Annotated in this window: 5 protein-coding genes; all 5 read right to left on the bottom strand. The window is 77.2% G+C overall.

Going from position 1 to position 22990, the window contains the following annotated elements; all coding sequences use genetic code 11:
• Position 1: 1 nt before the first annotated feature.
• Positions 2-3226 carry an amino acid adenylation domain-containing protein gene (locus tag ABZ340_RS33680; protein WP_358785683.1) on the bottom strand — a complete coding sequence of 1075 codons (3225 nt, stop codon included), beginning with the start codon at positions 3224-3226 and terminating at the stop codon, positions 2-4.
• Positions 3223-8841: an SDR family NAD(P)-dependent oxidoreductase gene (locus ABZ340_RS33685; RefSeq protein ID WP_358785684.1), complete on the bottom strand. Its 5619-nt coding sequence runs from the start codon at positions 8839-8841 to the stop codon at positions 3223-3225. Before ABZ340_RS33685 ends, ABZ340_RS33680 begins: the two co-directional genes overlap by 4 nt.
• The gene (locus tag ABZ340_RS33690; protein WP_358785685.1) at positions 8838-15287 is read right to left on the bottom strand and encodes a type I polyketide synthase; all 6450 of its coding nucleotides are present in this window, start codon (positions 15285-15287) and stop codon (positions 8838-8840) included. Before ABZ340_RS33690 ends, ABZ340_RS33685 begins: the two co-directional genes overlap by 4 nt.
• A complete protein-coding gene (locus tag ABZ340_RS33695; protein WP_358785686.1) occupies positions 15284-21376 on the bottom strand; it encodes an amino acid adenylation domain-containing protein in 6093 nt (2030 codons plus the stop codon). The genes ABZ340_RS33690 and ABZ340_RS33695 overlap by 4 nt, the downstream gene beginning before the upstream one ends.
• Positions 21373-22990: acyltransferase domain-containing protein (locus ABZ340_RS33700; protein ID WP_358785687.1), on the bottom strand; the 1618-nt coding region annotated here is incomplete at its 5' end. The genes ABZ340_RS33695 and ABZ340_RS33700, both read right to left, overlap by 4 nt.

Here is a 22990-nt window from a genome sequence, read left to right on the forward strand (position 1 = left end):
GTCACCGCTGCTCCTCGGCCAGGGCGCGGATCTCGTCCTCGGACAGGCCCTCCAGCTGCCGGGCCAGCGCCTCCTCCACCAGCAGCGCGCACTTCTCGATCGTGCGGGCCCGCAGCACCTCCCGCAGCGGAACGTCCACCCCGGCGGCCCGGCTGATCCGGGACCCCAGCTGCGTGGCCTTGATGGAGTTGCCGCCCACGGCGAAGAAGTCGTCCACCACCGACGGGTCCGTCACGCCCAGCACCTCGCACCAGATGCCGGCGACGAACTCCTCGGTCTCGGTACGCGGGCGGATCCTGCCGTCGTCCCCGGCGGCCTCCTCCGGCGAGGGCAGGGCGGCCCGGTCCAGCTTGCCGTTGACGGTCAGCGGCATCCGCTGCAGCACGACGACGGCTGCGGGCACCATGTGCTCGGGCAGCAGCTTCTCCAGATGGGTGCGCAGCTCCGTGCCCGCCGCGGCCCCCTGCGCGGCCGCGTCCGGGCGCAGCACCGCGTAGGCCAGCAGCCGCGCGTCGGCGCTGTCCGCGTCCCGGCCGGTCGCGCCCCGCACCACCACCGCGCACTCGGCGACCGAGGGGTGCGCGGCGAGCGCCGCCTCGATCTCGCCCGGCTCGATGCGGAAGCCGCGCAGCTTCACCTGGTCGTCGGCGCGTCCGGCGAAGACCAGGGTGCCGTCCTCCCGCCGGCGCGCCAGGTCGCCGGTGCGGTACATCCGGGCGCCGGGCGGCCCGTACGGGTCGGGCAGGAACGCGGCGGCGGTACGGGCCGGCAGGCCCAGATAGCCGCGGGCGACACCGGGGCCCGCCAGATGCAGTTCCCCGACCGCGCCGACCGGAACCGGGCGCAGCGCCGCGTCCAGCACATAGGCGCGGAAGCCGGGCACGGGAGCGCCGATCGGCGGGGCGCCCGCACCGGGGCGCGCCTCGTGCCACGTTGCCCAGACCGTGGTCTCGGTGGGGCCGTAGGCGTTCACCATGCGCCGCCCCTCGGCCCAGCGGGCGACCAGCGCCTCGGGCAGCGCCTCCCCGGCCGAGACAAGCAGCCGCAGATCCGGCAGCGCGGTCTCGGGCAGCGCGGCCAGCGCGGACGGCGGGATGGTCAGCGCGGTGATCCGGGAGTCGGCCAGCAACCGCGCCAGGCCCGGGCCGGGCAGCACCTCGTCCCGTCCGGCCAGGTGGAGTTCGGCGCCCGCGGCCAGCGCCATCACCATCTCGAAGACGGAGGCGTCGAAGCCGGCGGACGCCCACTGCAGCACCCGGTCCGCACCGCTCAGCCCGAACGTCTCCCGCTGCGCGGCGATCAGCTTCACCAGGCCGCGGTGGGTGAGCAGGGTGCCCTTGGGCGTCCCCGTGGAACCCGAGGTGTAGATGACGTACGCCAGGTGGTCGGCGCGCACGGGAACGTCGGTGAGCGGGTCGGTGCTCTCCCGGCCGATGGCCCGCGCGTGCGCGTCCAGCAGGACCGTGCGCCGGCCCTCGCGCGGCAACCGGTCGCGCAGCGCGCGGTGCGTGATCACCACCGGCGGCGCCGCGTCGCGCAGCATGTGCGCCAGCCGCTGCTGCGGATAGGCCGGGTCCAGCGGCAGATAGGCACCCCCGGCCCGCAACACCGCGAGGAACGCCACCGGCAGGTCCACGCCCCGCTCCAGGCACACCCCCACCGGGACGTCCGGTCCCACACCGAACGTGCGCAGATAGCGGGCCAGCTGGTCGGCCCGCCGCAGCAGCTCCCCGTAGGTCAGCGTCGTACCGCCGTGCACCAGCGCCGTCGCCTCCGGCCGGGAGCGCGCCGCCTCGGCGAGCAGGTCGTGCGCCCGTACGCCGCCGTCGTCGGCCACCGGCGCCTCGCCGCCGGCTTGGGCCCACCGGCGCACCAGCTCCTCCTCCTCGGCGTCGAGCAGCGGCAGGTCGCGCACCGCGCGGTCGGGGTCGACGGCGACGGCCTCCAGGACCGCGCGCAGGCCGCCCAGCAGACGGCGCACCGCGGCGGCACCGTAGCGGTCGCGGTCATAGCCGAGCCGGACCGACAGCTCGGCACCGGGCACCACCATCACCGACAGCGGGTAGTTCGTGCGGTACCGGTAGGTGCCGCCGCGCACCCGCAGCGCGCCGTCGCGGCCGCCCAGCGTCTCGATGCCCGGCACGTTCAGATACGTCATGATCGTGTCGAACAGCGCGGTGCCCGAGGGCAGTTCGCTCCAGGACTGCACGTGCATCAGCGGGCTGTGGTCGTGGGCCCGCCGCTCGCCCTCCTCCCGCTGGAGCCGGGCGCAGCACGCCGCGAACGACTCCCCGGACGCCACCCGCACCCGCACCGGCAACGTGTTGATGAACAGGCCCGCGGTGTGCTCCACGCCGGGCAGCTGCGGCGGCCGGTTCGACACGGTCGTGCCGAACACCACGTCGTCGCGGCCGCTGTGCCGGGCCAGCAGCACCGCCCAGGCCGTCTGCAGCACCGAGTTCAGGGTGAGGTGGTGGCGCCGGGCCAGCGCGGTGAGGGCCTCGGTGGTCTGCCGCGACAGCGTCAGCACCTCCTCCGGGTTCTCCCGCGTGTCCTCGCCGGCCGGAGGCTGTTGCCCGGCCGCCGCGCGCGCGGCGCCGGGCAGCGGCGTCGGCTCGACGAAACCGCGCAGCGCCTGCCGCCAGTACGCCTCCGCGCGGCCCAGGTCCTGCTGGTGCAGCCAGGCCACGTACGCCCGGTAGGGCGGCGCGTCCGGACGGGACACGGCGCCGTCCGCCGCGTAGTCGGTGAACACCTCGTCGAGGACCATCAGCGCCGACCAGGCGTCCAGCAGCAGATGGTGGTAGCGGAAGGCGAAGGTGCGGCGGTCGTCGGCGTGCCGGACCAGGCTCAGCCGGAACAGCGGCGGCCGCTCCAGGTCGAAACCGCGGCGCCGGTCCGCGGCGAGGAACTCCTCCAGCTCGCGCTCGTGCCCACCGGGGCGCCCCCGCCAGTCGTGGTGCTCCACGGGCAGCTCGGCCTCCCGGTGCACCACCTGCACCAGCTCCTCGATGCCCTCCCAGTGGAAGGACGTGCGCAGCGTCTCGTGGCGCTGCGTCGCCCGCCACCACGCCCGCGTGAAGCGCTCCTCGTCGAAGGGACCGTCGAGGGTGTAGACGACCTGGTCGACGTAGAAGGCCGCCTCCGGGTCGACCAGGCTGTGGTACAGCAGTCCCTGCTGCATGAAGGAGAGGCGGTAGACGCCTTCCGTGGACTCGAGTGTCATGACTGTGCCTCTCCGGACTCGGACGTCGTGGTCGTACGGGATCGCTCGCCACCGCCGGCGGCGGCGCGCAGCCGGGCCGCGAGCAGGGGGGAGACGGGCCGGGCGCGTTGCGTTCGCGGGCCGCCGCTCAGCCGGCCCCGCAGCAGCGCCCGGCTCTCCTCGCTCAGCGCCGGGGTCGCCGCGTCCGGCCCGCCCCGCGGGTCCCGGTCGGCAGCGGGAACGGCCTCGGCGCCGTCCCGTCCGGCGCTCAGCAGGCCCCGGACGGTCGGGCTGCGGAAGAAGTCCGATTCCTTCACCGTCAGCCCGCGGCGGCGGGCGCGCGTGGTGATGGTCAGCGCCAGCATCGAGTCGCCGCCCAGGGCGAAGAAGTCGTCCTCGACCCCGACAGGACGGATCCGGAACGCCTCCTCCCACAGCTCGGCCAGCGCCTTCTCGTCGCCGCTCGCCGGAGCCGCGTACGCGCCCAGGCTCTCCGGGCGCGGATGCCAGCTGCCCCGGTTCACGGCGGGCCGCGCCGCCGCGGGCGCGGTGCGCAGCGCCAGCACGTGCGCCGGCACCGGCTCGGCCAGCACCCGGTCCAGCAGGTCCGCGGCCTCCCCCGGAGCCAGGGCGCCCACGCCCTGCTCGGCCAGCCGGTCCAGGTCCTGCCGGTTCAGGTGGGCCGTCATGCCGGTGCCGGCCCACGCGCCCCAGGCGACGGAGGTCACCGGCAACCCCTCGCGGCGCCAGGCGTGCGCGAGCGCGTCCAGCGCGGCGTTGGCGGCGGCGTAACCGCCCTGGCCGAGGGTGCCGTGAGTGGCCGCCGCGGAGGAGAACAGCAGCAGGAAGTCGAGGTCCGCGCCGGCCAGCGCGGCGCGCAGCAGCCGGGCCCCGTCCGTCTTCGGCGCGGCCACCTCGCGCAGCCGGCCCGCGTCCTGCCGCAGCAGGATGCCGTCGTCGAGCACTCCGGCGGCGTGCACCACGCCCCGCAGCGGCGGCCCGTCGGCGCGCAGCGCGGCCAGCGCCGCGCGCAGGGCGTCCAGGTCGCCGACGTCGGCGCGCGGCAGCCGGACGGTGACCCCGGCCGCGCGCAGCGCCGCCACCTCGGCCTCGGCCCGCGCGCCCAGCGGGCCGCGTGCCAGCAGCGCCAGGTGGCGCGCGCCGCGCTCGGCGAGCTGCCGGGCGACGTGCAGTCCGACACCGCCGGTGCCGCCGGTGACCAGGTACAGGGCGTTCGCGCGCAGCCGCGGCGGCCGCGCCCCGGTCGGCGGCAGGTCCTCGGCCCGCGCCACCAGGCGGCGGCCCGCGCGGTGCGCGACCGCCCGGGGCGCCCGGTCACCGGCCGTCAGCTCGGCCGCCAGCAGCCGCAGTTCGGCCGGCCCGGACCCGCCCGCGGGATCCAGGTCGACCAACGACACGGCGACGGGCAGTTCGGCGGCGGCCACCCGGCCCAGGCCCCACACGGCGGCCAGTTCCGCGTCGGCGCCCTGCGCGGGGTCCGTGCACTGGGCGCCGCGCGTGACCAGCCACAGCCGCGGCGCGCCCGCCGCCTGGGCCACGGCCTGCACCAGATGCAGCGCCCCCGCCGCCGGCGGGGTCCCGCCCCCGGCGCCGGTCCACAGCCCGACCACGCCGTCCAGCGGGCCGTCCGCCGCGTCCGCCACCGCGCGGGCGACCTCCTCGGGGCGGCCCAGGTCCACGCCGTCCGCGAGCGCGCGGACGGCGGCGCCTGCCTCCCGCAGCGCCCCGGCCAGGTCCGCGCCCGCCGCGGCGTCCTCGCCGACCACCAGCCAGCGGCCCGCCGCGGGCGCGGTGGCCGCCGCGGCCGGCAGCGCTGGCGCCTCCCGCCAGCGCACGGTCCGCAGCACCGCTTCACCGCCGCTCCCGGTCAGCGCGGCCCGCTCCACCCGGCGCAGCCGGACGCCGGTCATCTCGAGCACCGGCCGCTCCCGCTCGTCGGCCAGCGTCAGGTCGACGACCAGGTCGTCCCCGTCGTCCCCGTCCTCCCGCACCGGCTGCCGGCGCAGGTGCAGCCAGAGCGGGCCCTCGCCCTCCAGTGCGCCGTGGCACACCAGTCGGTCTACCCGGACGGGCACGTGCAGGCCGTCCCCGCCGAGCCGGTCCTCGGGCACCAGCACCATGGAGGCCTGGAAGCAGGTGTCCAGCAGACCGGGGTGCAGGCACTGACCCGACCCGGCGGCCTCGGGCCGGGACAGCTCGGCCAGCGCCTCCCCGGCGCGGTGGTGGATCCGGCGGATCCAGCGGAACGACGGGCCCAGCCCGTACCCGGCCTGGTCCATTCTGGCGTGCAGTTCCTCGCCCGAGGTGAGCTGCTCGCACCGGGCGCGCACGGCGGCCGGCGGCTCCCAGGCGGCGGCGTCCGCGTCCGCTCCCGCCGCGCTTTCCAGGACGCCGGTGGCGTGGCTCGTCCACACCGGCCGCTCCTCGTCGGCGGGCGCCGACACCACCTGGAAGGAACGGCCGTCCGCGTCCGCACCGGGTGCCGCGAGCACGATCTGCACCTCGCGGGCCTGCCCCTCCGCCAGCGCCAGCGCCCGCGGGAACAGCACCTCGTGGGCCCGGTAGGCACCCGGGCCGTACTCCGCCCGCGCCGCGTCCAGCAGCAGCGCCAGATGGGAGGCGCCGGGCACCACGACCGTCCCGTACAGCAGGTGGTCCGGCAGATGCGCGGGGGAGGAGGTGTCGTAGCGGCGGTGGAAGACGGTGTCCCGCACGGCGGGCGAGACCAGCCGCGCCCCCAGGTGCGTGCCGGACTGCACGGCCCGGCCGCCCGGGGCGGCACGCCGGGTGCCACGGGTGTCCCGCCAGTGCCGCCGCCGCTGGAACGGATACGTCGGCAGCACCACCTTGCGCGGCCGTGCCCGCCGTTCCTCCAGCGCCTCCCAGGCGACCTCCGCGCCTCGCGCGTAGAGCCGGCCCAGCACCTGCAGCATCCGGGTCGTCTCCTCGCCCGAGCGCGCCATCGACGCCAGCCAGCGGTCCTCGTCGGCGGCGAGTCCGCCGCGGCGGGCCAGCCCGGTGAGCACCGGCTGCGGGCCCACCTCCACGAAGACGTCGCAGCCGTCCTGCGCCAGGGCCCGCACCGCCTGGTCGAAATGCACCGGCTCGCGCAGATTGCGCAGCCAGTGCCCCGCCTCGGCCGGGGCCGCCGCATCCAGGCGGCCACCGGTCACCGGCGAGTAGAACGGCAGCCGCGCAGGCCGCAGCTCGGCGTCGGCCAGGCGCGGCGCGAACGCCTCCACCGCCGGGTCCATCAGCGGCGAGTGGAAGGCGTGCGACACCTCCAGCCGCCGGGTCCGCACCCCGTCGGCGGCCAGCCGCGCCAGCAGCGCGTCTACGGCCTCGGCCGTCCCCGACACCACCGTCTCCCGGGGGCCGTTGTACGCGGCCACGCACAGCGGGCCCGGCCCGGCGAGGCCAGCCACCGCGGCGTGCACGGACGCGGCGTCCGCGAACACCGCCGCCATCGCCCCGTCACCGGGCAGCGCCGACATCAGCCGGCCGCGCTCGGCGACCAGCAGCGCGGCGGTACGCGCCGGGAGCACCCCCGCCGCGCAGGCCGCCGCGTACTCGCCCAGGCTGTGCCCGAGCACCGCGGCCGGCCGCACCCCCCAGGAACGCCACAGCTCCAAAAGGCCGTACTGCACGGCGAACACCGCCGGCTGGGCGTACGCCGTGTCCTGGAGCAGCGCCGCGTCCCCCGCGTCGCCGGTGCCGAACATCACATCGGTCAGCGGGCGCGCCAGCACCGGCCCGAGCCACTCGGCGCACCGGTCCACGGCGTCCCGGAAGACCGGCTGGTCCCTGTACAGTCCGCGCCCCATGCCGACGTACTGCGAACCCTGCCCGGTGAACAGGAACGCCACCCGCGGTCCCGCGCCGCCCTCGGCCCGCCCGGCGGCGACCCGGGCCGGGTCCTGGTGCGCGGCCCAGGCCGACAGCAGCTGCGCCGCCTCGGCGCCGTCGGACGCCACCACGGCGAGCCGGTGGGCGAAGTGGCCCCGGCCGCGCGCGGCGGTGTGCGTCACACCGGCCCACGGCAGGCCGTCTTGGGCGAGCCGGTCGGCGTAGCGGGCGGCGAGCGCGCGCAGCGCCTGCGGGTCCCGCGCCGACAGCGGCAGCAGCCGGGGACGCCGGTCGGCACCGGTCTCCTCGGGCCGCTGCGCGGGCGGCGCCTCGGCGACCACGACGTGCGCGTTGGTGCCGCCGATGCCGAAGGAGCTGATGCCCGCCACCCGGGAGCGCTCGCCCCGGGGCCACGGCGTGCGCGACACCGGCACCCGCACCGCCAGCTGCGCCCACGGGATGTGCGGGCTGGGCCGCTGGAAGTGCAGATGGGCGGGGATCTCGCCGTGCCGCAGCGCCAGCACCACCTTGATCAGCGAGGCGATCCCCGCCGCCGCCTCCAGATGCCCGATGTTCGTCTTCACCGACCCGGCGACCAGCGGCTCACCGGCCGGCCGGCCGGTCGCCAGCACCGCGCCGAACGCCCGCACCTCGATGGGGTCGCCGAGCGGGGTGCCGGTGCCGTGCGCCTCCAGGTAGCCCACCTCGGCGGGCTCGGTGCCGGCGTCGGCCAGCGCGGCGCGCAGCAGCGCCTGCTGGGAGGCGCCGTTGGGCACGGTCAGGCCGGCGCTGGGCCCGTCGTGGTTGACGGCCGAACCGCGGATCACGGCCAGCACCTCGTCGCCCGCCGCGACGGCGTCCGACAGCCGCTTGAGCACGACGGCACCGCAGCCCTCGCCGCGGGCGTAGCCGTCGGCGTCCGCGTCGAAGGTGCGGCAGCGGCCCTGCGGCGACAGCGCCCGTGCCCGCGACAGGAACAGGGTGATCTCGGGCGTCAGCATCAGGTGCACCCCGCACGCCAGCGCCATGTCGCTCTCGCCGAGCCGCAGGCTGCGCACCGCCAGGTGCACGGCCACCAGCGACGACGAGCAGCCGGTGTCCACCGCCATGCTGGGGCCGGTCAGCCCCAGGGTGTGCGAGATGCGGCCCGCCGCCGCGCAGAACAGGTTGCCGGTGCCGGTGTAGGCGTCGATGGCCTCCTCGTCGGCGGTCTGCAGCGACTTGTAGTCGTCGATGCCGATGCCGACGAACACCCCGGTCCGCGACCCGGCCAGGGTGCCCGGCGCCTGCCCGGCGTGCTCCAGCGCCTCCCAGGACACCTCCAGCAGCAGCCGCTGCTGCGGATCCAGGCTCTCCGCCTCCCGCGGGGAGATGCCGAAGAACGCGGCGTCGAAACGGTCCACCGGCTCGGTGAGGAAGCCGCCGCGCCGGGCGTAGATCCGCCCCGGGCGCTCCGGGTCGGGGTCGTGCAGACGTGCGGCGTCCCACCGGTCCGGCGGCACCGGCACGGTGGCGTCGACGCCCTCGCGCAGCAGCCGCCAGTACGCCTCCGGGCTGTCCGCCCCGCCGGGGAAGCGACAGCCCATGCCGATCACGGCGATCGGTTCGGCGGCCGGCTGCCCCGGCTCCGACGGGGGCTGCGCGCCGCTTGCGCGGGGCGCGGCGGGCGCGGCGGCGTCCGGGGAGCCGCCGGACCGGGCGCGTACCCGTTCCAGCAGGGCGCGCTTGTCCGGTGACAGCCCGGCCAGCCGCTCCGACAGGTCCTTCATCGTTCCTCTTTCCCCGTGGTGCCCGTGAACGGGTCGTCGTGCTCCGCCAGTTCGGCCAGACGGCGGGCCGTCTCCTCCTCGGACAGGCCCTCGATCTCCGCCAGCAGCGCCTCCAGCTCAGGGTCCGCGCCGTCCGGGTCCGTGCCGCCCGGCTCGCGGTCCGCGCCGGCCCGCTCCGGATCGGTTCCGTCCGGCTCGGTGCCCGCGTCGTCCGGTCCGGGCAGCAGGCCGGCGAGATGGGCGGTGAGCGCGGCGACGCTGGGATGCTCGAAGACCGTGGTCGCCGGCAGCTCCACCGCCGCGCCGAGGTCCCGGCTCAGCCGCCGGGCCAGCCCGACCGCGGTCATCGAGTCCAGTCCGAGGTCGAACAGCCCGGCCTCCCGGTCCACCCGCCGCGCGTCCGCGACACCCAGCGCCTCGGCCACCCGCTGCGCGACGTGGTCGCCGAGCAGGGCCCCGCGCTCCTCGGGGTGGGCGCCGGCCAGCCGCCCCGCGAGGTCCGGCCGGGCCGCCGCCGCGCGCGCCGGTGCGGCGCCCCGCGCGGCCAGGACCGCCCGCAGCAGGGCGGGGGCCGCGCCATCCGGCAGCCGTGCCGCGTACCGGGCCCAGTCGGCGTCCAGGACCAGCTCGTACGGCCCGGCCGCACCGGTCAGCGCCCGGTCGAAGACCTCCAGGCACAGCCGCGGGTCGAGCGGGGTCAGGCCGCGCTCCGCCCACCTCTGGCGGCCGGCGGCCGGGCCGGACGTCATGCCCACCTCCCGCCACGGGCCCCAGCCGATGCTGACGGCCGGCAGCCCGCGCGCCCTGCGGTGCGCGGCGAGGTGGTCCAGCACCGCGTTGGCGGCGGTGTACGCGCCCTGGCCCGCCGAGCCGAGCGCGGCGGTGAAGGAGGAGAACAGCACGAAGAAGTCGAGCGGCCGGCCGGCCGTCAGCTCGTCCAGCAGCAGCGCGCCGCCCGCCTTGGGCGCCAGCACCCCGCGCAGCCGCTGCGGGGTCTGGTGCAGCAGGATGCCGTCGTCGAGGACCCCGGCCGCGTGCACGACGCCGCGCAGCGGCGCGCCCCCGGCGGTGATCCTTTCCAGCAGCCGTGCCACGTCCTCCCGCCGCGCCACGTCGGCGCGGACCACCTCGACCCGGGCGCCGGCCGCCGCCAGGTCGTCCAGCACCTGCCGGGCCGGCGCGGTCGGGGCACGACGGGCGGCCAGGAACAGCCGGCGCGCCCCGCGCTCGACCAGCCGGCGCGCCACCAGCAGGCCGATCCCGCCGGTACCGCCGGTGACGAGGTAGGCGGCGTCCGGGTCGAGCACCGGGTGCGCGCCGGCGGCGCGGCCGGGGCCGGCCGGCTGCGAAGTGACGGGTGGGGAGGTGACCGGCGGGGAGCCGGCCGGCAGCGGGGCGAGGCGCGGCGCGAGGCGGGTGCCGGCGCGCAGCGCGAGTCGGTCCTCGCCCGCGTCCGGGCCGTCGGCCGAGCCGAGTTCCGCCGCCAGCCACTCCGCCGCGTCGGCGGGGCCGGTGTCGTCCAGGTCGGCCAGGCCGCCCCACAGCGCCGGGTGCTCCTGCGCGACCGTCGCCCCGAAACCCCACAGCGCGGCCCCCGCCACGGCGGACGGCGTGGCCTCGCCCGCGGTGCCCGCGTCGGGCCGGGCCCAGCGGGTCACGCACCACAACCGGCCCGTGGCGGCGGGGGAGCGGCCCGCCAGGCGGCGCACCAGCGCCAGCACGGAAGCGGTGACGGCGGTGACGTCGTCGGCGCCGTGGCCCGGCTCGGCCGTGTGCAGGTGGACGGCACCGCGCAGCGGGCCCGGCCGGCGGTCCAGCGCGGTGTCGATGTCCTCGGCCCGCGGCGCCACGGCCGTCACCGTGCCGCCGCCCCGGCGCAGCCGGTCCGCCAGGGCCTCGCTCAGCGGGCCCCGGCCGACCAGCAGCCAGTGGCCCGCAAGGCCGGCGCCGTCCGGGGCGGGCCGGGCGGGGAGGGCTTCCCAGCGGATCGTGTGACGGGCAGCCCGCGCCGCTGCGTCGTCCACCGGACCCCCGAGGTCACCACCACCGGCGGCGACCGCCGCCTCCTCCTCGGCGAGCAGCCGCACCAGCCGGGGCAGCGCGGCCCGTTCGCTCTCGCTGAGGTCCCTGCGCGCACCGAGCCGGGCGGCGAGCGTCTCCAGCCGCTCCGGGAACGCGGCCCGCGCCCCCGCACCCGTCTCCAGCGGAGCCTCCTCGACCCAGTGCCGCTCCCGCTGCCACGGGTAGGCGGGCAGCCGCACCGACCGGACCGCGGACAGCGGAGCGGCCTTCCGCCGCGCCGGATGCCCCACCGCCCACAGGGCGCCCCGGGACACCAGCGGCGTGCGGGTGTCGTCGCCGCGGCGCAGGGACGCCACGACGGTGCGGTGCGGGTCGGGGCGGTCCGCCAGGCACTGCGCCACGGCGGGCACCAGCGCGGGGTGCGGGCCGATCTCCAGGAAGTCGTCGCAGCCGAGGTCGGCGAGCGCCGTCACCGCGTCCCGGAACCGCACCGTGCGGCGCACGGTGCGCCCCCAGTGCGCGCCGTCCAGGCCGGTGCCGTCGCTCTCGCCCCCGGTGGCGGTGGAGACGAACGGCAGCCGGGTGCCGGTGGGCCGCAACCCGGCGAGCCGCTCGGTGAGTTCGGTGGCGAAGGGGGCCATCTGCGGGCTGTGGAAGGCGTAGTCGACGTCGAGGAAACGTGCCCGCACCCCCCGCAGCGCCGGGGCGGCCGACAGCTCCCGAAGGGTGGCCGTGTCCCCGGCGACCACGCACGCCGACGGGGCGTTCACGGCGGCCACGTCCACCCGGTCCGCCCAGTCGCCGAGGACCCGGTCCAGCACGGCCCGCGTCTCCGGCTCCGGCAGCGCGAGCGCGAGCATCCCGCCCCGCCCGGCCGCCCGTTCCATGACCCGGCCCCGCTCGACCGCCACGCGCAGCGCGTCCTCGGGCGAGAGCGCGCCCGCCACGCAGGCGGCGGCGATCTCCCCGGCGCTGTGCCCGGCGACCGCGTCCGGGCGGACCCCCCAGTGGTCCCACAGGTCCACCAGCGCCAGCTGCACCGCGCACTGCGCCGGCTGCACGACCGCGGTCGACCGCAGCCGGGAGTGCGTCTCCTCGGCGCGCAGCACGTCGAGCAGCGACCAGCCGGCCAGGTCCCGCAGGAGCGCGTCGTAGCGCTCCAGGGCGGCCCGGAAGACCGGCTCCCGGCGGGCCAGGCCCTCGCCCATGCCCGCCCAGGCGGTGCCCTGCCCGCTGAAGACGAACGCCAGCCCGCGCGGCCGACGCGGCACGGACGCCACCCGCAGCGACGGGTCCTCCTCGTCCGCGGCGGCCTTGCGCAGCAGGGCGACGGCCTCGTCGCGGTCCCGGAAGACGGCGGCGACCCGGTGCCGTCCGCCGCCGCGCAGCCGTGCCGCGGCCGCCGTCACGGCCGCCACGGTGTCCTCGGCGCCGGCGGCGGCGGCGGTGTGCGGCGCGGCCGCCAGCAGGTCGGCCACCGCCCCGGCCTGGGCGCGGGCCGCCTGCGGGGTGTGCGCGGCCAGCGTCAGCAGGCGCGGCGCGTCCGCCGCCGGGCCCGGCCGGCCGCTCCCGGGGACGGCGACGTCGAACCCGGCGCGGTGCAGCCGGGCCGCAGTCTGGAGCAGCGCGGCACGGGCGTCCTGCCCGCGGCGCAGCGAGGCGCACACCGGGGCCCGGGCGGCGTCCAGGCCGCGCGCGGCGGCCGTCTCGGCGATCGCCCGGCCGAGCACCGGATGCGGGCCGACCTCCAGGAACATGGCGGGCCCGTCGTCCAGGACGCGTCCGACGGCGTCGGCGAAGCGGACCGGCTCGCGCAGGTTGCGCCGCCAGTAGCCGGCGTCCGGGCCGTCGGTCAGGGGCGCCGCCGTCACCGTGGACAGCAGGCGGACGCGCGGGGGCAGCGGCCGGATCCCGGCCAGTGCCTCGCCCAGCTCCGGCAGCAGCGTCTCGCAGTGCGCGGTGTGCGAGGCCACGCCCATGGCGACCCGGTGCGCGGCCACGCCCTGGGCGGCGAGGCCGGCGAGGCAGGCCTCGACCGCGTCCGGGTCGCCGGCGAGGACGGTCGCCGCCGGGCTGTTGACGCCGGCGACCTCCACGCGTGAGCCGCCGTGGCGGGCGGCAGCCTCGGCGGCCCGCCCGGCGTCGAGTTCCACCACGGCCACGGCGCCCGCCCCGTCCAGCCGGGCCATCAGCCGGCTGCGGTGGTGCACGACCAGCGCCGCGTCCCGCAGCCCGAGCGCGCCCGCCGCGTACGCGGCGGCGGCCTCCCCGAGACTGTGCCCGAGCACCACGTCCGGGCGCACGCCCCAGGACTCCCACAGCGCCACCAGTGCGGCCTGCACGGTGAACACCAGCGGCTGGAGCACCTCGGTGCGCCGCAGCCGCTCCTCGTCGGCGGCCCACAGCGCCTCCCGCACCGACCAGCCCGCCAGGTCGGCGAAGACACGGTCGCAGGCATCGACGGCGGCGCGGAAGACGGGCTCCTCCCGCAGCAGGTCCCGGCCCATGCCGGCCCACTGCGAGCCCTGGCCGGAGAAGACGAACGCCAGCCGCCCGGGCCGGTCCGGGCAGGGCTCGGCCCCCTGCCCGGCGGCGGTCTCCCGCAGGGCGGCCACCAGGTCGTCCACCGTGCGCACCACGGCCGCGGCGCGCGCCGGGCCCACGACGGCGCGTTGGTGCGCCACCGCCACCAGCTCCGCGGTGGAGGTGCCGGGCGCGGCGCCGGCGGCGGCGTCGGCCAGGTCGCCGGCGAGCGCGCGCAGGGCGGCGGTGTCGGGCGCCGACAGCGTCAGCAGCCGGGGCGGCGGGGCCACGCCCTCCAGGACGACATGGCAGTTGGTGCCGCCGAAGCCGAAGGAACTGACCCCCGCCAGGGCCGGACCGCCGTCCGCGCGTGCGGGCCAGGGACGGGCCCGGTCGACCACGGCCAGGCCCAGCGCGGCGAAGTCGATGTGCGGGCTCGGCTCGGTGAAGTGCAGGCTCGCCGGGAGCGTGCCGTGGTGCAGGGCGAGAGCGGTCTTGATCAGGCCCGCCACGCCCGCGGCCGACTCCAGGTGGCCGAGGTTGGTCTTGACCGACCCGATGAGCAGCGGGTTGTCCTTCGGGCGTCCGGCGCCCAGCACCTGCCCCAGGGCGCCCGCCTCGATCGGGTCGCCGAGGGCGGTGCCGGTGCCGTGCGCCTCGACGTAACTCACGTCGCGGGGTGCCACCCCGGCCCGGGCGCAGGCCCGGCGCAGCATGTCCTGCTGTGCCTGCGGGCTGGGCGCGGTCAGGCCGTTGCTGTAGCCGTCGTTGTTGAGGGCGCTGCCGCGGATCACGCAGTAGATCCGGTCGCCGTCCGCCCGCGCCTTCGACAGCGGCTTGAGCACGACCAGGCCGCCGCCCTCGGCGCGCACGTAGCCGTCCGCGCCGGCGGCGAACGCCTGGCAGCGGCCGCGCGGGGACATCGCGCCGAACTTCGTCATCGCCACCGTGCTCTCCGGCGCCAGCAGCAGGTTGACGCCGCCGGCGAGCGCGGTGTCGCTGTCGCCGTCGCGCAGGCTCTGGCAGGCCAGGTGCACCGCCGTCAGCGCGCCCGAACAGGCGGTGGTGACGCCGACGCTCGGGCCGCGCAGGCCGAGCGTGTAGGAGACGCGCGCGGCGATGACGCTGAGGTCCTCGCCGGTCGCGGTGTGCCGGTCGATCACCCGCGTACGGCGGCCGGTCAGCCGCGCGTAGTCGTTCCACAGCGCGGCCGTGAACACACCGGTACGGCTGTCCCGCAGCGTCGCCGGGTCGCACCCGGCGTCCTCCAGCGCCGTCCACGCCAGCTCCAGCATGATCCGCTGCTGCGGGTCCATCAGCGCCGCCTCGCGCGGCGAGATGCCGAAGAACTCCGGGTCGAAGCGGTCCACGCCGGTCAGGAAGCCGCCCCACCGGGTCGAGGCCCGGCCGGGCTCCTGCGGGTCGGGGTGGTACAGGGCGGCGGCGTCCCACCGGTCGGCGGGCACTTCGGTGACCGCGTCCACGCCGTCCAGCAGCAGCCGCCAGTAGGCGTCCAGGTCGGGGGCGCCGGGGAAGCGGCAGGCCATGCCGACCACGGCGACGGGCTCCGCGACCGGCGTGCCGGTCCCGGCCGGTGCGTCCCCGGCGCTCCCGGGTCCGCCGGCCACGTACCGGGCCAGCGCCTCGGGGGTCGGGTGCTCCCAGGCGGCGGTGGCCGGCAACTCCCGGCCGAAGGCGGCGCCGATCTCCCGGACCAGGGAGGTGGTGGCCAGCGAGTCCAGTCCCAGTTCGCTGAACCGGGCCCGGACGTCCACCCGTTCCGCGCGCCCGCCGGTGCGGGAGGAGACAGCGGCGGTGATCGCCTCCCGCACCTCGGTGACGGATGCGGCGGCGGGCGCCTCGGGGCCGGTGGCCGTGGGGGAGGTGTCTCGTGGTGTCACTCGTCGGCTCCCAGGACGGGGGACTCGTCGATCTGGCCGGTGCTCAGCGCCCCCTCGACGATGAGCCGCGGCGCCGTGGCCGGGCCGGGGCCGCCGTCGTGGACCAGCCGGGCCAGCTCGCTCAGGGTGATGCCGGGCCGGGCCGCCGCCGCGGCCAGCACCGTGGCGAAGTCCGCCAGGATCCGCTCGACGGCGGCGTCCTGGAACACGTCGCGGTGGTAGGACAGGGCGATCCCGGTGCGGCGGCCGGGGAAGACGTCCACCCGCAGCGGGTGGCCCATGCGGGAGAAGAACGCCGGCACCGGTGCCGTCGACAGGAACGACTCCGGGTCCAGGTTCTGGAAGACCAGATAGCTGTCGAACAGCGGCTCGAAGGGGGCGCGCCCGGCCCACCGCGCAACCAGGTACGGCGGTGTCTGCGCGTGGTCGTCCAGCTCCAGGCCCTGCCGGGACAGCGCCTCGACCAGCCCGGCCAGCGTGCCGGGCCCGTCCGCGGCCCCGGCCAGCCCGCGCACCCGCAGCGGCAGCAGGTTCATCGTCGGCCCGCGCATCGCCTCGATGCCGGGCACGGCGGAGGGCCGTCCGTTGACGAACACCCCGAACACCGCCTCCTCGCGGTGGGCGTACGCCCCCAGCAGCACCGCCCACGCCGCCTGGAAGAACAGGTTCGGGGTGCGGCGCAGTTCGCGCGCGGCGGCCAGCAGGTCGTCGGTCACCGACGCGGGCAGCCGTACGTCCTGCCGGGCGAAGCCGTGCTCCGTGCCGGGCCGGTTGCCCGGCACGGTCCGCGGCAGGTCCGCCGCCGGCAGCCCGGCCAGCGCGGCGGACCAGTACTCCCGCGCGTCCGGCCGGGTGCCGTGCCGGCGGACCCAGGCGATGAACTCCCGGTAGGCGGGGCCCTCGTCGACGGCGGGCGGCCTCGCGCCGGTGCGCTCGGCGTAGTCCGCGAGCAGCGCCTCGGTGAACAGCGCCAGGCTCCACCCGTCGACCCGCAGATAGCTGAAGGACAGCACGACGATGTGGGCGTCGTCGGCGACGCGTGCCGTCAGCAGCCGCATCGCGTGCGGGGCGTCCGGCGGCAGCCCTTCCTTCTTGTCCCGCTCCAGGTAGGCGCGCAACGCCTCGTCGCGGGCGGCCGGGGTCAGGCCGGTCCAGTCCTCGGTGCGCACGGGCAGCGGCGCCCGGCGGTGCACCACCTGCAACGGCTCGTCGAACCCGGCCTGGACGAAGGACGTCCGCAGGATCGGGAACCGCTCGGCCAGGTGCCGCCAGGCCGCGGCGAACGCCGTGGTGTCCAGCGGACCGCGCATCACCTCCACGCGCTGCACCAGGTACTGCTCCGGCCGTGGATCGGCCGCCCAGCGGGCGAGCATGTGCGCCTGGAACGGGGAGAGCGGGTAGGCGTCCGCGTACCGCGCATCGCCGAGCAACTCGGCGCGGCGCCGCAGATCGGCCGCGCCGAGGCCGGCCAGGGCGGGGTCACCCGCCGGACCGCTCTGCGCAACTGCGGCTGCGGCGCCGGAGGGCTCGGCGGAGGCGGCCTGCCGGGCGGCGACCGCGGCGAGTTCGGTGATCGTCGGGTACTGGAACAGGTCCCGCAGGGTCAGCGCGAGCCCTTCCCGGTTCGCGCGGGAGACCACCCGCACGCCCCGGATGGAGTCGCCGCCCAGCTCGAAGTAGTTGGTGCGCACGCCGACCCGGTCCAGGCCCAGCACCTCGCACCACACCTTCGCCAGCAGCTCCTCCTCGGGTGTGCCGGGCGCGGCGTCGTCCCGCGCGGCCGGCTGCGGCACCGGCGGCGGCTCGGGCAGCGCCGAGCGGTCGCACTTGCCGCTCGGGGTGAGCGGCAGCGCGGGCAGCGGCACGAAGAACGCGGGCACCATGTAGTCCGGCAGCCGCTCCTTCAGCCAGGCCCGCCACACCGGGGTCAGCTCCCGGGCCAGCCGCTGGTCCAGCGGACGGTTGGTCAGCGGCGTCGCGCCGTCGGTCTCCTCCGCGCCGGGGAAAGCGGCGCTCCCGGCCGCGTCGGCGGGCCGGAACAGCACGTCGCAGCGGTCGGCGCCGTGCCGCGCCGAGCGGCGGATCTCCGCCGTCAGGCCGAACTCGGCGGCCAGAGCCCGGTACGCCTCCGGGTCCGGGCCGCCGTCCCCGGCCACCGCGGCCCGGACATCGGCCACGGTCTGCCCAGCGGCCGACCGCTCCAGCAGCGCGGCGGTGGCCACGTGCGGGGCGGTACGCCCGTTGGGCGCCCCCAGCACCCCGAGCATCCGCCCGCCCCGCTCGGCCAGCAGCGCCCGTACGGCGTCCGGCGCGCCGTCGGCGTCCAGCTCCTCCCACTCCCGCCACTCGGCGCCGGGGCCGGCGTCGGCGACGTCCAGGTGCAGGACGGCGTCGTAGCGGAAACGGCTCAGCTCGTTGTCGTAGCCGCCGCCCTTCAGCTGGATCTCCACCCGGCCGATCCGCGGGATCTCGCGCCGCAGCGCGGTCAGGAACGCCGGGTCGACGGCGAGTTCCTGTTCCTCGCGCACCCGCTGCGCCACCCTGGCCCGCACCGTCCGGGCAGGGGTGCCGGCGTCGGCGCGCGCGACCTCCACCGAGGCGTGGAAGGCCTCCAGCAGCCCCAGGTCCCGCAGGTCGCCGAGGAAGACGCGTCCGCCGGGGGCGGTGGCTGCCACGGCCCGGCGCAGGACCGCCGTCAGGTACTCCGGGTCGGGGAAGTACTGGGCCACGGAGTTGATCACCACGGTGTCGACCGTGCCGGGCGCCACCAGGTCCGGGTGGTCGGCGGGCGCGTGCACCAGGGACACCTGCGGCAGCGGGGCCGTGCGCAGTGCCCGCCGGATGCCCTCCAGGCCGGTGCGCGAGATGTCGGCGCCGACGTAGCTCTCGCAGTGCGGGGCCACCCGGAACAGCAGCAGTCCGGTGCCGCAGCCCAGCTCCAGCACGCGGCGCGGCCGCAGCGCCAGGATGCGCTCCACGGTGCCGTCCACCCAGGCGCGCATCTCCTCGGCGGGCAGCGGCTCACCGGTGTAGCTGCTGTCCCAGCCGGCCAGGTCGAAAGAGGCGTCGGGGACCTCGCCGGACCCCTCGGAGTCCGCCTCCCGGCGCGCGTACGCGGTGTCGAACACCCCCGCCCACTCGCCGACCTGGCCGTCCGCCGGCTCGCCGTCCGGGGAGTCGGCCGCCTGCCGCGCGCCGTCGCGGTCGAGGACGACGTAGGCGACCAGCTGCCGGTCGTCGACGTCGGCGCCCGCGTCCCCGGACGCCGGGTCGGGGGCGGTGTCCGCGCCGGCCGGGCGGCGGGCGACGACCGCGGTGTCGCGCACCCCGGCGTGAGCGCGCAGCGCCTCCTCGATCTCGCCCGGCTCGATCCGCAGACCGCGCAGCTTGATCTGGTGGTCCACGCGGCCGAGGAACTCGATCGAGCCGTCCGGCAGCCGCCGCGCCAGGTCCCCCGTCCGGTACAGCCGCCCGCCGGGCTCGGCCGCGAACGGGTCGGGCACGAACCGCTCGGCGGTCAGCGCCGGCCGCGCCAGATAGCCGCGGGCCACCTGTACCCCGCCGATGTACAGCTCGCCCGGCACCCCCACCGGCACCGGCTCCAGCGCCGCGTCCAGCAGATGGACGCGGGTGTTGGCGACGGGCGACCCGATCGGCACCAGCTCCCGCGGATCGCCGGGACGGCAGCTCCAGCGGGTGACGTCGACGGCGGCCTCGGTCGGCCCGTACAGGTTCTCCAGCCGCACCCCGGGCAGCCGCGCCGCGCACTCCTGCTGCAACTCGTACGGCAGCGCCTCGCCGCTGCACACCACCAGCCGCAGTGCCGCCGGCCGCGGCACGTCCCGCTCGGCGAGGAACAGCCGCAGCATGGACGGCACGAAGTGCACGACCGTGATGCCCTCGGCGGCGATCGTCTCGGCCAGGTACCGGGTGTCGCGGTGGCCGTCGGGCACCGCGGACACCAGCCGGGCACCCTGCGCCAGCGGCCAGAAGAACTCCCACACCGACACGTCGAAGCTGTACGGCGTCTTCTGCAGCACCCGGTCGCGTGCGGTCAGTCCGTAGGCGTCCTGCATCCAGCGCAGCCGGTTCACGATGCCCTCGTGCGTGTTCACCACGCCCTTGGGCAGACCCGTCGAACCAGACGTGTAGATGACGTACGCCGCCCCGTCCGGCCGCACCGCGACGTCCGGATCGTGCTCCGGCTCCCCGTCGGCGCCGTCCAGCGCGAGCGCCGTGCCGTCGAACGGCGGCAGCACGCCGCGCACCGCCTCCTGCACCAGCAGCACCCCGGCCCCCGAGTCCCGCAGCATGTGCGCGAGCCGCTCGCGCGGGTAGGACGGGTCCAGCGGCAGATAGGCGCCGCCCGCCTTGACCACCCCGAGCAGCGCCGTGACCAGCTCCGGCGAGCGCTCCGCCGCGACGGCCACCACCGACTCCGGACCCACCCCGTGCCGGGCCAGCCGGTGCGCGATCCGGTTGGCCCAGGCGTTCAGCTCCCGGTAGGTCAGGCTGCGGCCCGCGTGCACGACCGCCACCGCCTCCGGGGTGCGCGCCACCTGCTCCTCCACCAGCCGGTGTAGCAGCCGGGTGCCGTCGTGGGCGGTGTCGGTGGCGTTCCAGCCGTGCACCAGCTGCTCGCGCTCCGCCGCCGCCAGCAGCGGCAGCCGCGACAGCGGCGTGTCCGGTGCCTGCGTGACGCCCTCCAGCCGGGTGTGCAGATGCCCGATCAGCCGCTCGGCACTGGCCCGGTCGAACAGGTCGGTCGCGTACTCCAGCACGCCCCGCATCCCGTCCGGCACCTCGGCCGTCGACAGCCACAGGTCGAACTTGGCGGCGCCCGTGTTGCCGTGCAGCGACGCCGCGCTCAGCCCCGGTGCCAGCTCGGTCGTCGGCGCCGGGGTGTTGTTGTGCGCGTACATCACCTGGAACACCGGGTTGTGGCTGGTGGAACGGTGGTCCAGGCCCAGCTCGTCCACCAGCTTCTCGAACGGCAGGTCCTGCGCGGCGTACGCCTCCAGCGTCACCGAGCGCACCCGGCCGAGCAGCTCACGGAAGGACGGGTCGCCCGCCAGGCTCGTGCGCAGCGCCAGCGTGTTCGCGAAGAAACCGAAGACGCCCTCCAGCTCGGTGTCGCCCCGGTTGGCGATCGGCGTGCCCACCACCAGGTCGCTGCCCGACCCGTACCGGTGCAGCAGCGTCTTGAACGCGGCCAGCACCACCATGAACAGCGTCGTGTCGGTGGCGCCCGCCAGCTCCTTCAGCCGCGCCGTCAGATCCGCCGGCAGCGCGAAGTGGACCGCGTCGCCCCGGAAGCTCTGGATGGCCGGACGCGGCCGGTCCGTCGGCAGGTCCAGCACGGCCGGCGCACCCGCCAGGACGCGCTTCCAGTGCGCCAGCAGCCGCTCCAGGCGCTCCCCGCGCATGGTCTCGCGCTGGCGCACCGCGTAATCGGCGTAGCGCAGCGGCAACGGCGGCAACCGCACCGGGCGGCCCTCGGCCGCGCCCCGGTACAGCGCGCTCAGCTCCCGTGAGAACACCGCCGCCGACCAGCCGTCGGCGACCAGATGGCTCCAGGTCAGCAGCAGCACGTGGTCCGCGGCGTCCAGGCGCAGCAGCCGGAACCGGTACAGCGGGCCCGCCGCCAGGTCGAACGGGGCCCGCGCCTCCGCGTCGACCAGCGCCCGCAGCTCCTCCTCACCGGCCACCGCCTCCACCGGCAGCGCGACCGGGCGCGCCGGACCGGTCACCTGCACCGGCTCGCCGTCCTCCACCTGAGCCACCGTGGTGCGCAGCACGTCGTGCCGTTCCACCAGCCCGGTCAGCGCCGTGCGCAGCGCGGCCACGTCCAGCGGCCCCGTCAGCCGCAGCGCCACCGGGATGTTGTACGCCGGGCTGCCCGGCACCAGCCGGTCCAGGAACCACAGCCGCAGCTGCTGGAACGTCAGCGGCACCGGCCCAGCCCCGGCGGCCCGCACGGCCTCGGGGCGGGCGGTCCCGGGGCGGGCGGCGGCGCCCGCGGCCGCACCGCTCTTCCACCGGCGCAGCAACTCCTGCCGGGCCGGGCTGAGTCGTGGCTGCTCCGTCATCGCCGCCGCCCCTCGTCGAGCAGGCCCGCGGCCTCCTCGTCGGTCATCGTCTCCAGCTTCTCCAGCAGCAGGGAATGCACCACCGTCGCCTGCTCGGCCGGCGTGACCGCCTGCAGGATGCGCTCCAGCGGCAACTGCACGTCGAAGGCGCCGCGCAGTTCGGACACCACCCGGGTGGCGGCCAGCGAGTGCCCGCCCAGGCTGTAGAAGTTGTCGTCCACGCCGACCCGGTCGTAGCCGAGCAGCCGCTGCCAGACGCCGGTGACCATCTCCTCCAGCTCGTCGCGCGGGGCGACGTAGGGAGTGGCCAGCTCCGGGCGCCGGTGCACCGCCTCGGACAGGTTCGCCTCCAGCGCCGGCGTCGCCGCCGGCTCCGGGCCGCCCACGGGCTGCGGGGCCGCCGGCGGGGCCGCCGGGACGCCGATCCGGTAGCTGCGCCCCTCGAACGGGTAGCCCGGCAGCGGTACCCGGCGGCGTCCCTCCGGCGCGCCGAAGGCGTCCCAGTCGACGTCCACACCCCGGCACCACAGGTCGGCCAGCGCCCCCGCCAGGTGCTCCACGTCACCGACCTCGTCCTGCGGGTGCCGCAGCGAGGTCCGGGTGTACGGCGATCCGCCCGCGGCCCCCGTGTGCAGCGAGGCCAGCGCGCTCAGCCCGCGACCGGGGCCCACCTCCAGCAGCACCGGGTCGCCGCCCTTGTCCAGCAGGCAGCGCAGCCCGTCACCGAAGCGGACGGTGCGCCGCAGGTGCGCCACCCAGTACGCGGGGTCGGTGGCCTCCGCGTCCGTCACCCAGGTGCCGGTCACGTTTGACGGGTAGGGAATCGACGGGGCGTTCAGCCGGATGCCGCGGACCACCACCGCGAACCGCTCCAGCACCGGGTCGAGCATCCGGGAGTGCCCCGCCGCCCGGATCCGCAGCCGGCGCCCGGTGTCCACCCCGTCCGCGGCCAGCTCGGCGGCGAACCGGTCGACCTCGGCGGCCGGGCCCGACACCACGCACTGCCCCGGCCCGTTCACCGCGGCCAGGTCCAGCCGGTCGCCGAGGCGCCGCACCACCTCGTCCTCGTCCAGCGGCACGCCCAGCATGGCGCCTTCGGGGAGTTCTTCGATGAGGCGTCCTCGGGTGACGACGAGGGCGAGGGCGTCGGCGGGGGGGAAGACGCCGGCGAGGCAGGCAGCAACGTATTCGCCGAGGCTGTGGCCGATCATGGCCTCGGGTGTGATGCCCCAGGACATCCACAGCCGGGCCAGCGCGTACTCCACCGAGAACAGGGCGGCGAGCGCCGGTGCCGTCCGCGTCAGCTGCTGCCGCGCCGCCTCCGCGTCCTGCGCCAGGGCGTGCAGCAGCTCCCGCACGTCCAGCCCGAGGTGGGGCAGGGCGGCCTCGGCGCAGGCGTCGAGGTGCTCGCGGTAGACGGGTTCGGTCTCGTACAACCCCCGGCCCATGCCCACGTACTGGGCACCACCGCCCGGGAACATGAACACCACCGGCCTGCGGCCCGGCGCCGCGCCTGTCGTCGTGAGGGGTTGGCGGAGGTGGGTGATGGCGTGGGTGTGGGTGGTGGTGATCAGGGCGTGGCGGTAGGGGTGGTGGTGGCGTCCGGTTTGGAGG

Source organism: Streptomyces sp. NPDC006134 (genome assembly GCF_040628835.1).
GTDB lineage: Bacteria > Actinomycetota > Actinomycetes > Streptomycetales > Streptomycetaceae > Streptomyces.

Coding starts and splice junctions, on each gene's coding strand:
- ABZ340_RS33695 (WP_358785686.1), bottom strand. CDS start 21,376: ATGACGGAGCAGCCACGACTCAGCCCGGCCCGGCAGGAGTTGCTGCGC.
- ABZ340_RS33685 (WP_358785684.1), bottom strand. CDS start 8,841: ATGAAGGACCTGTCGGAGCGGCTGGCCGGGCTGTCACCGGACAAGCGC.
- ABZ340_RS33680 (WP_358785683.1), bottom strand. CDS start 3,226: ATGACACTCGAGTCCACGGAAGGCGTCTACCGCCTCTCCTTCATGCAG.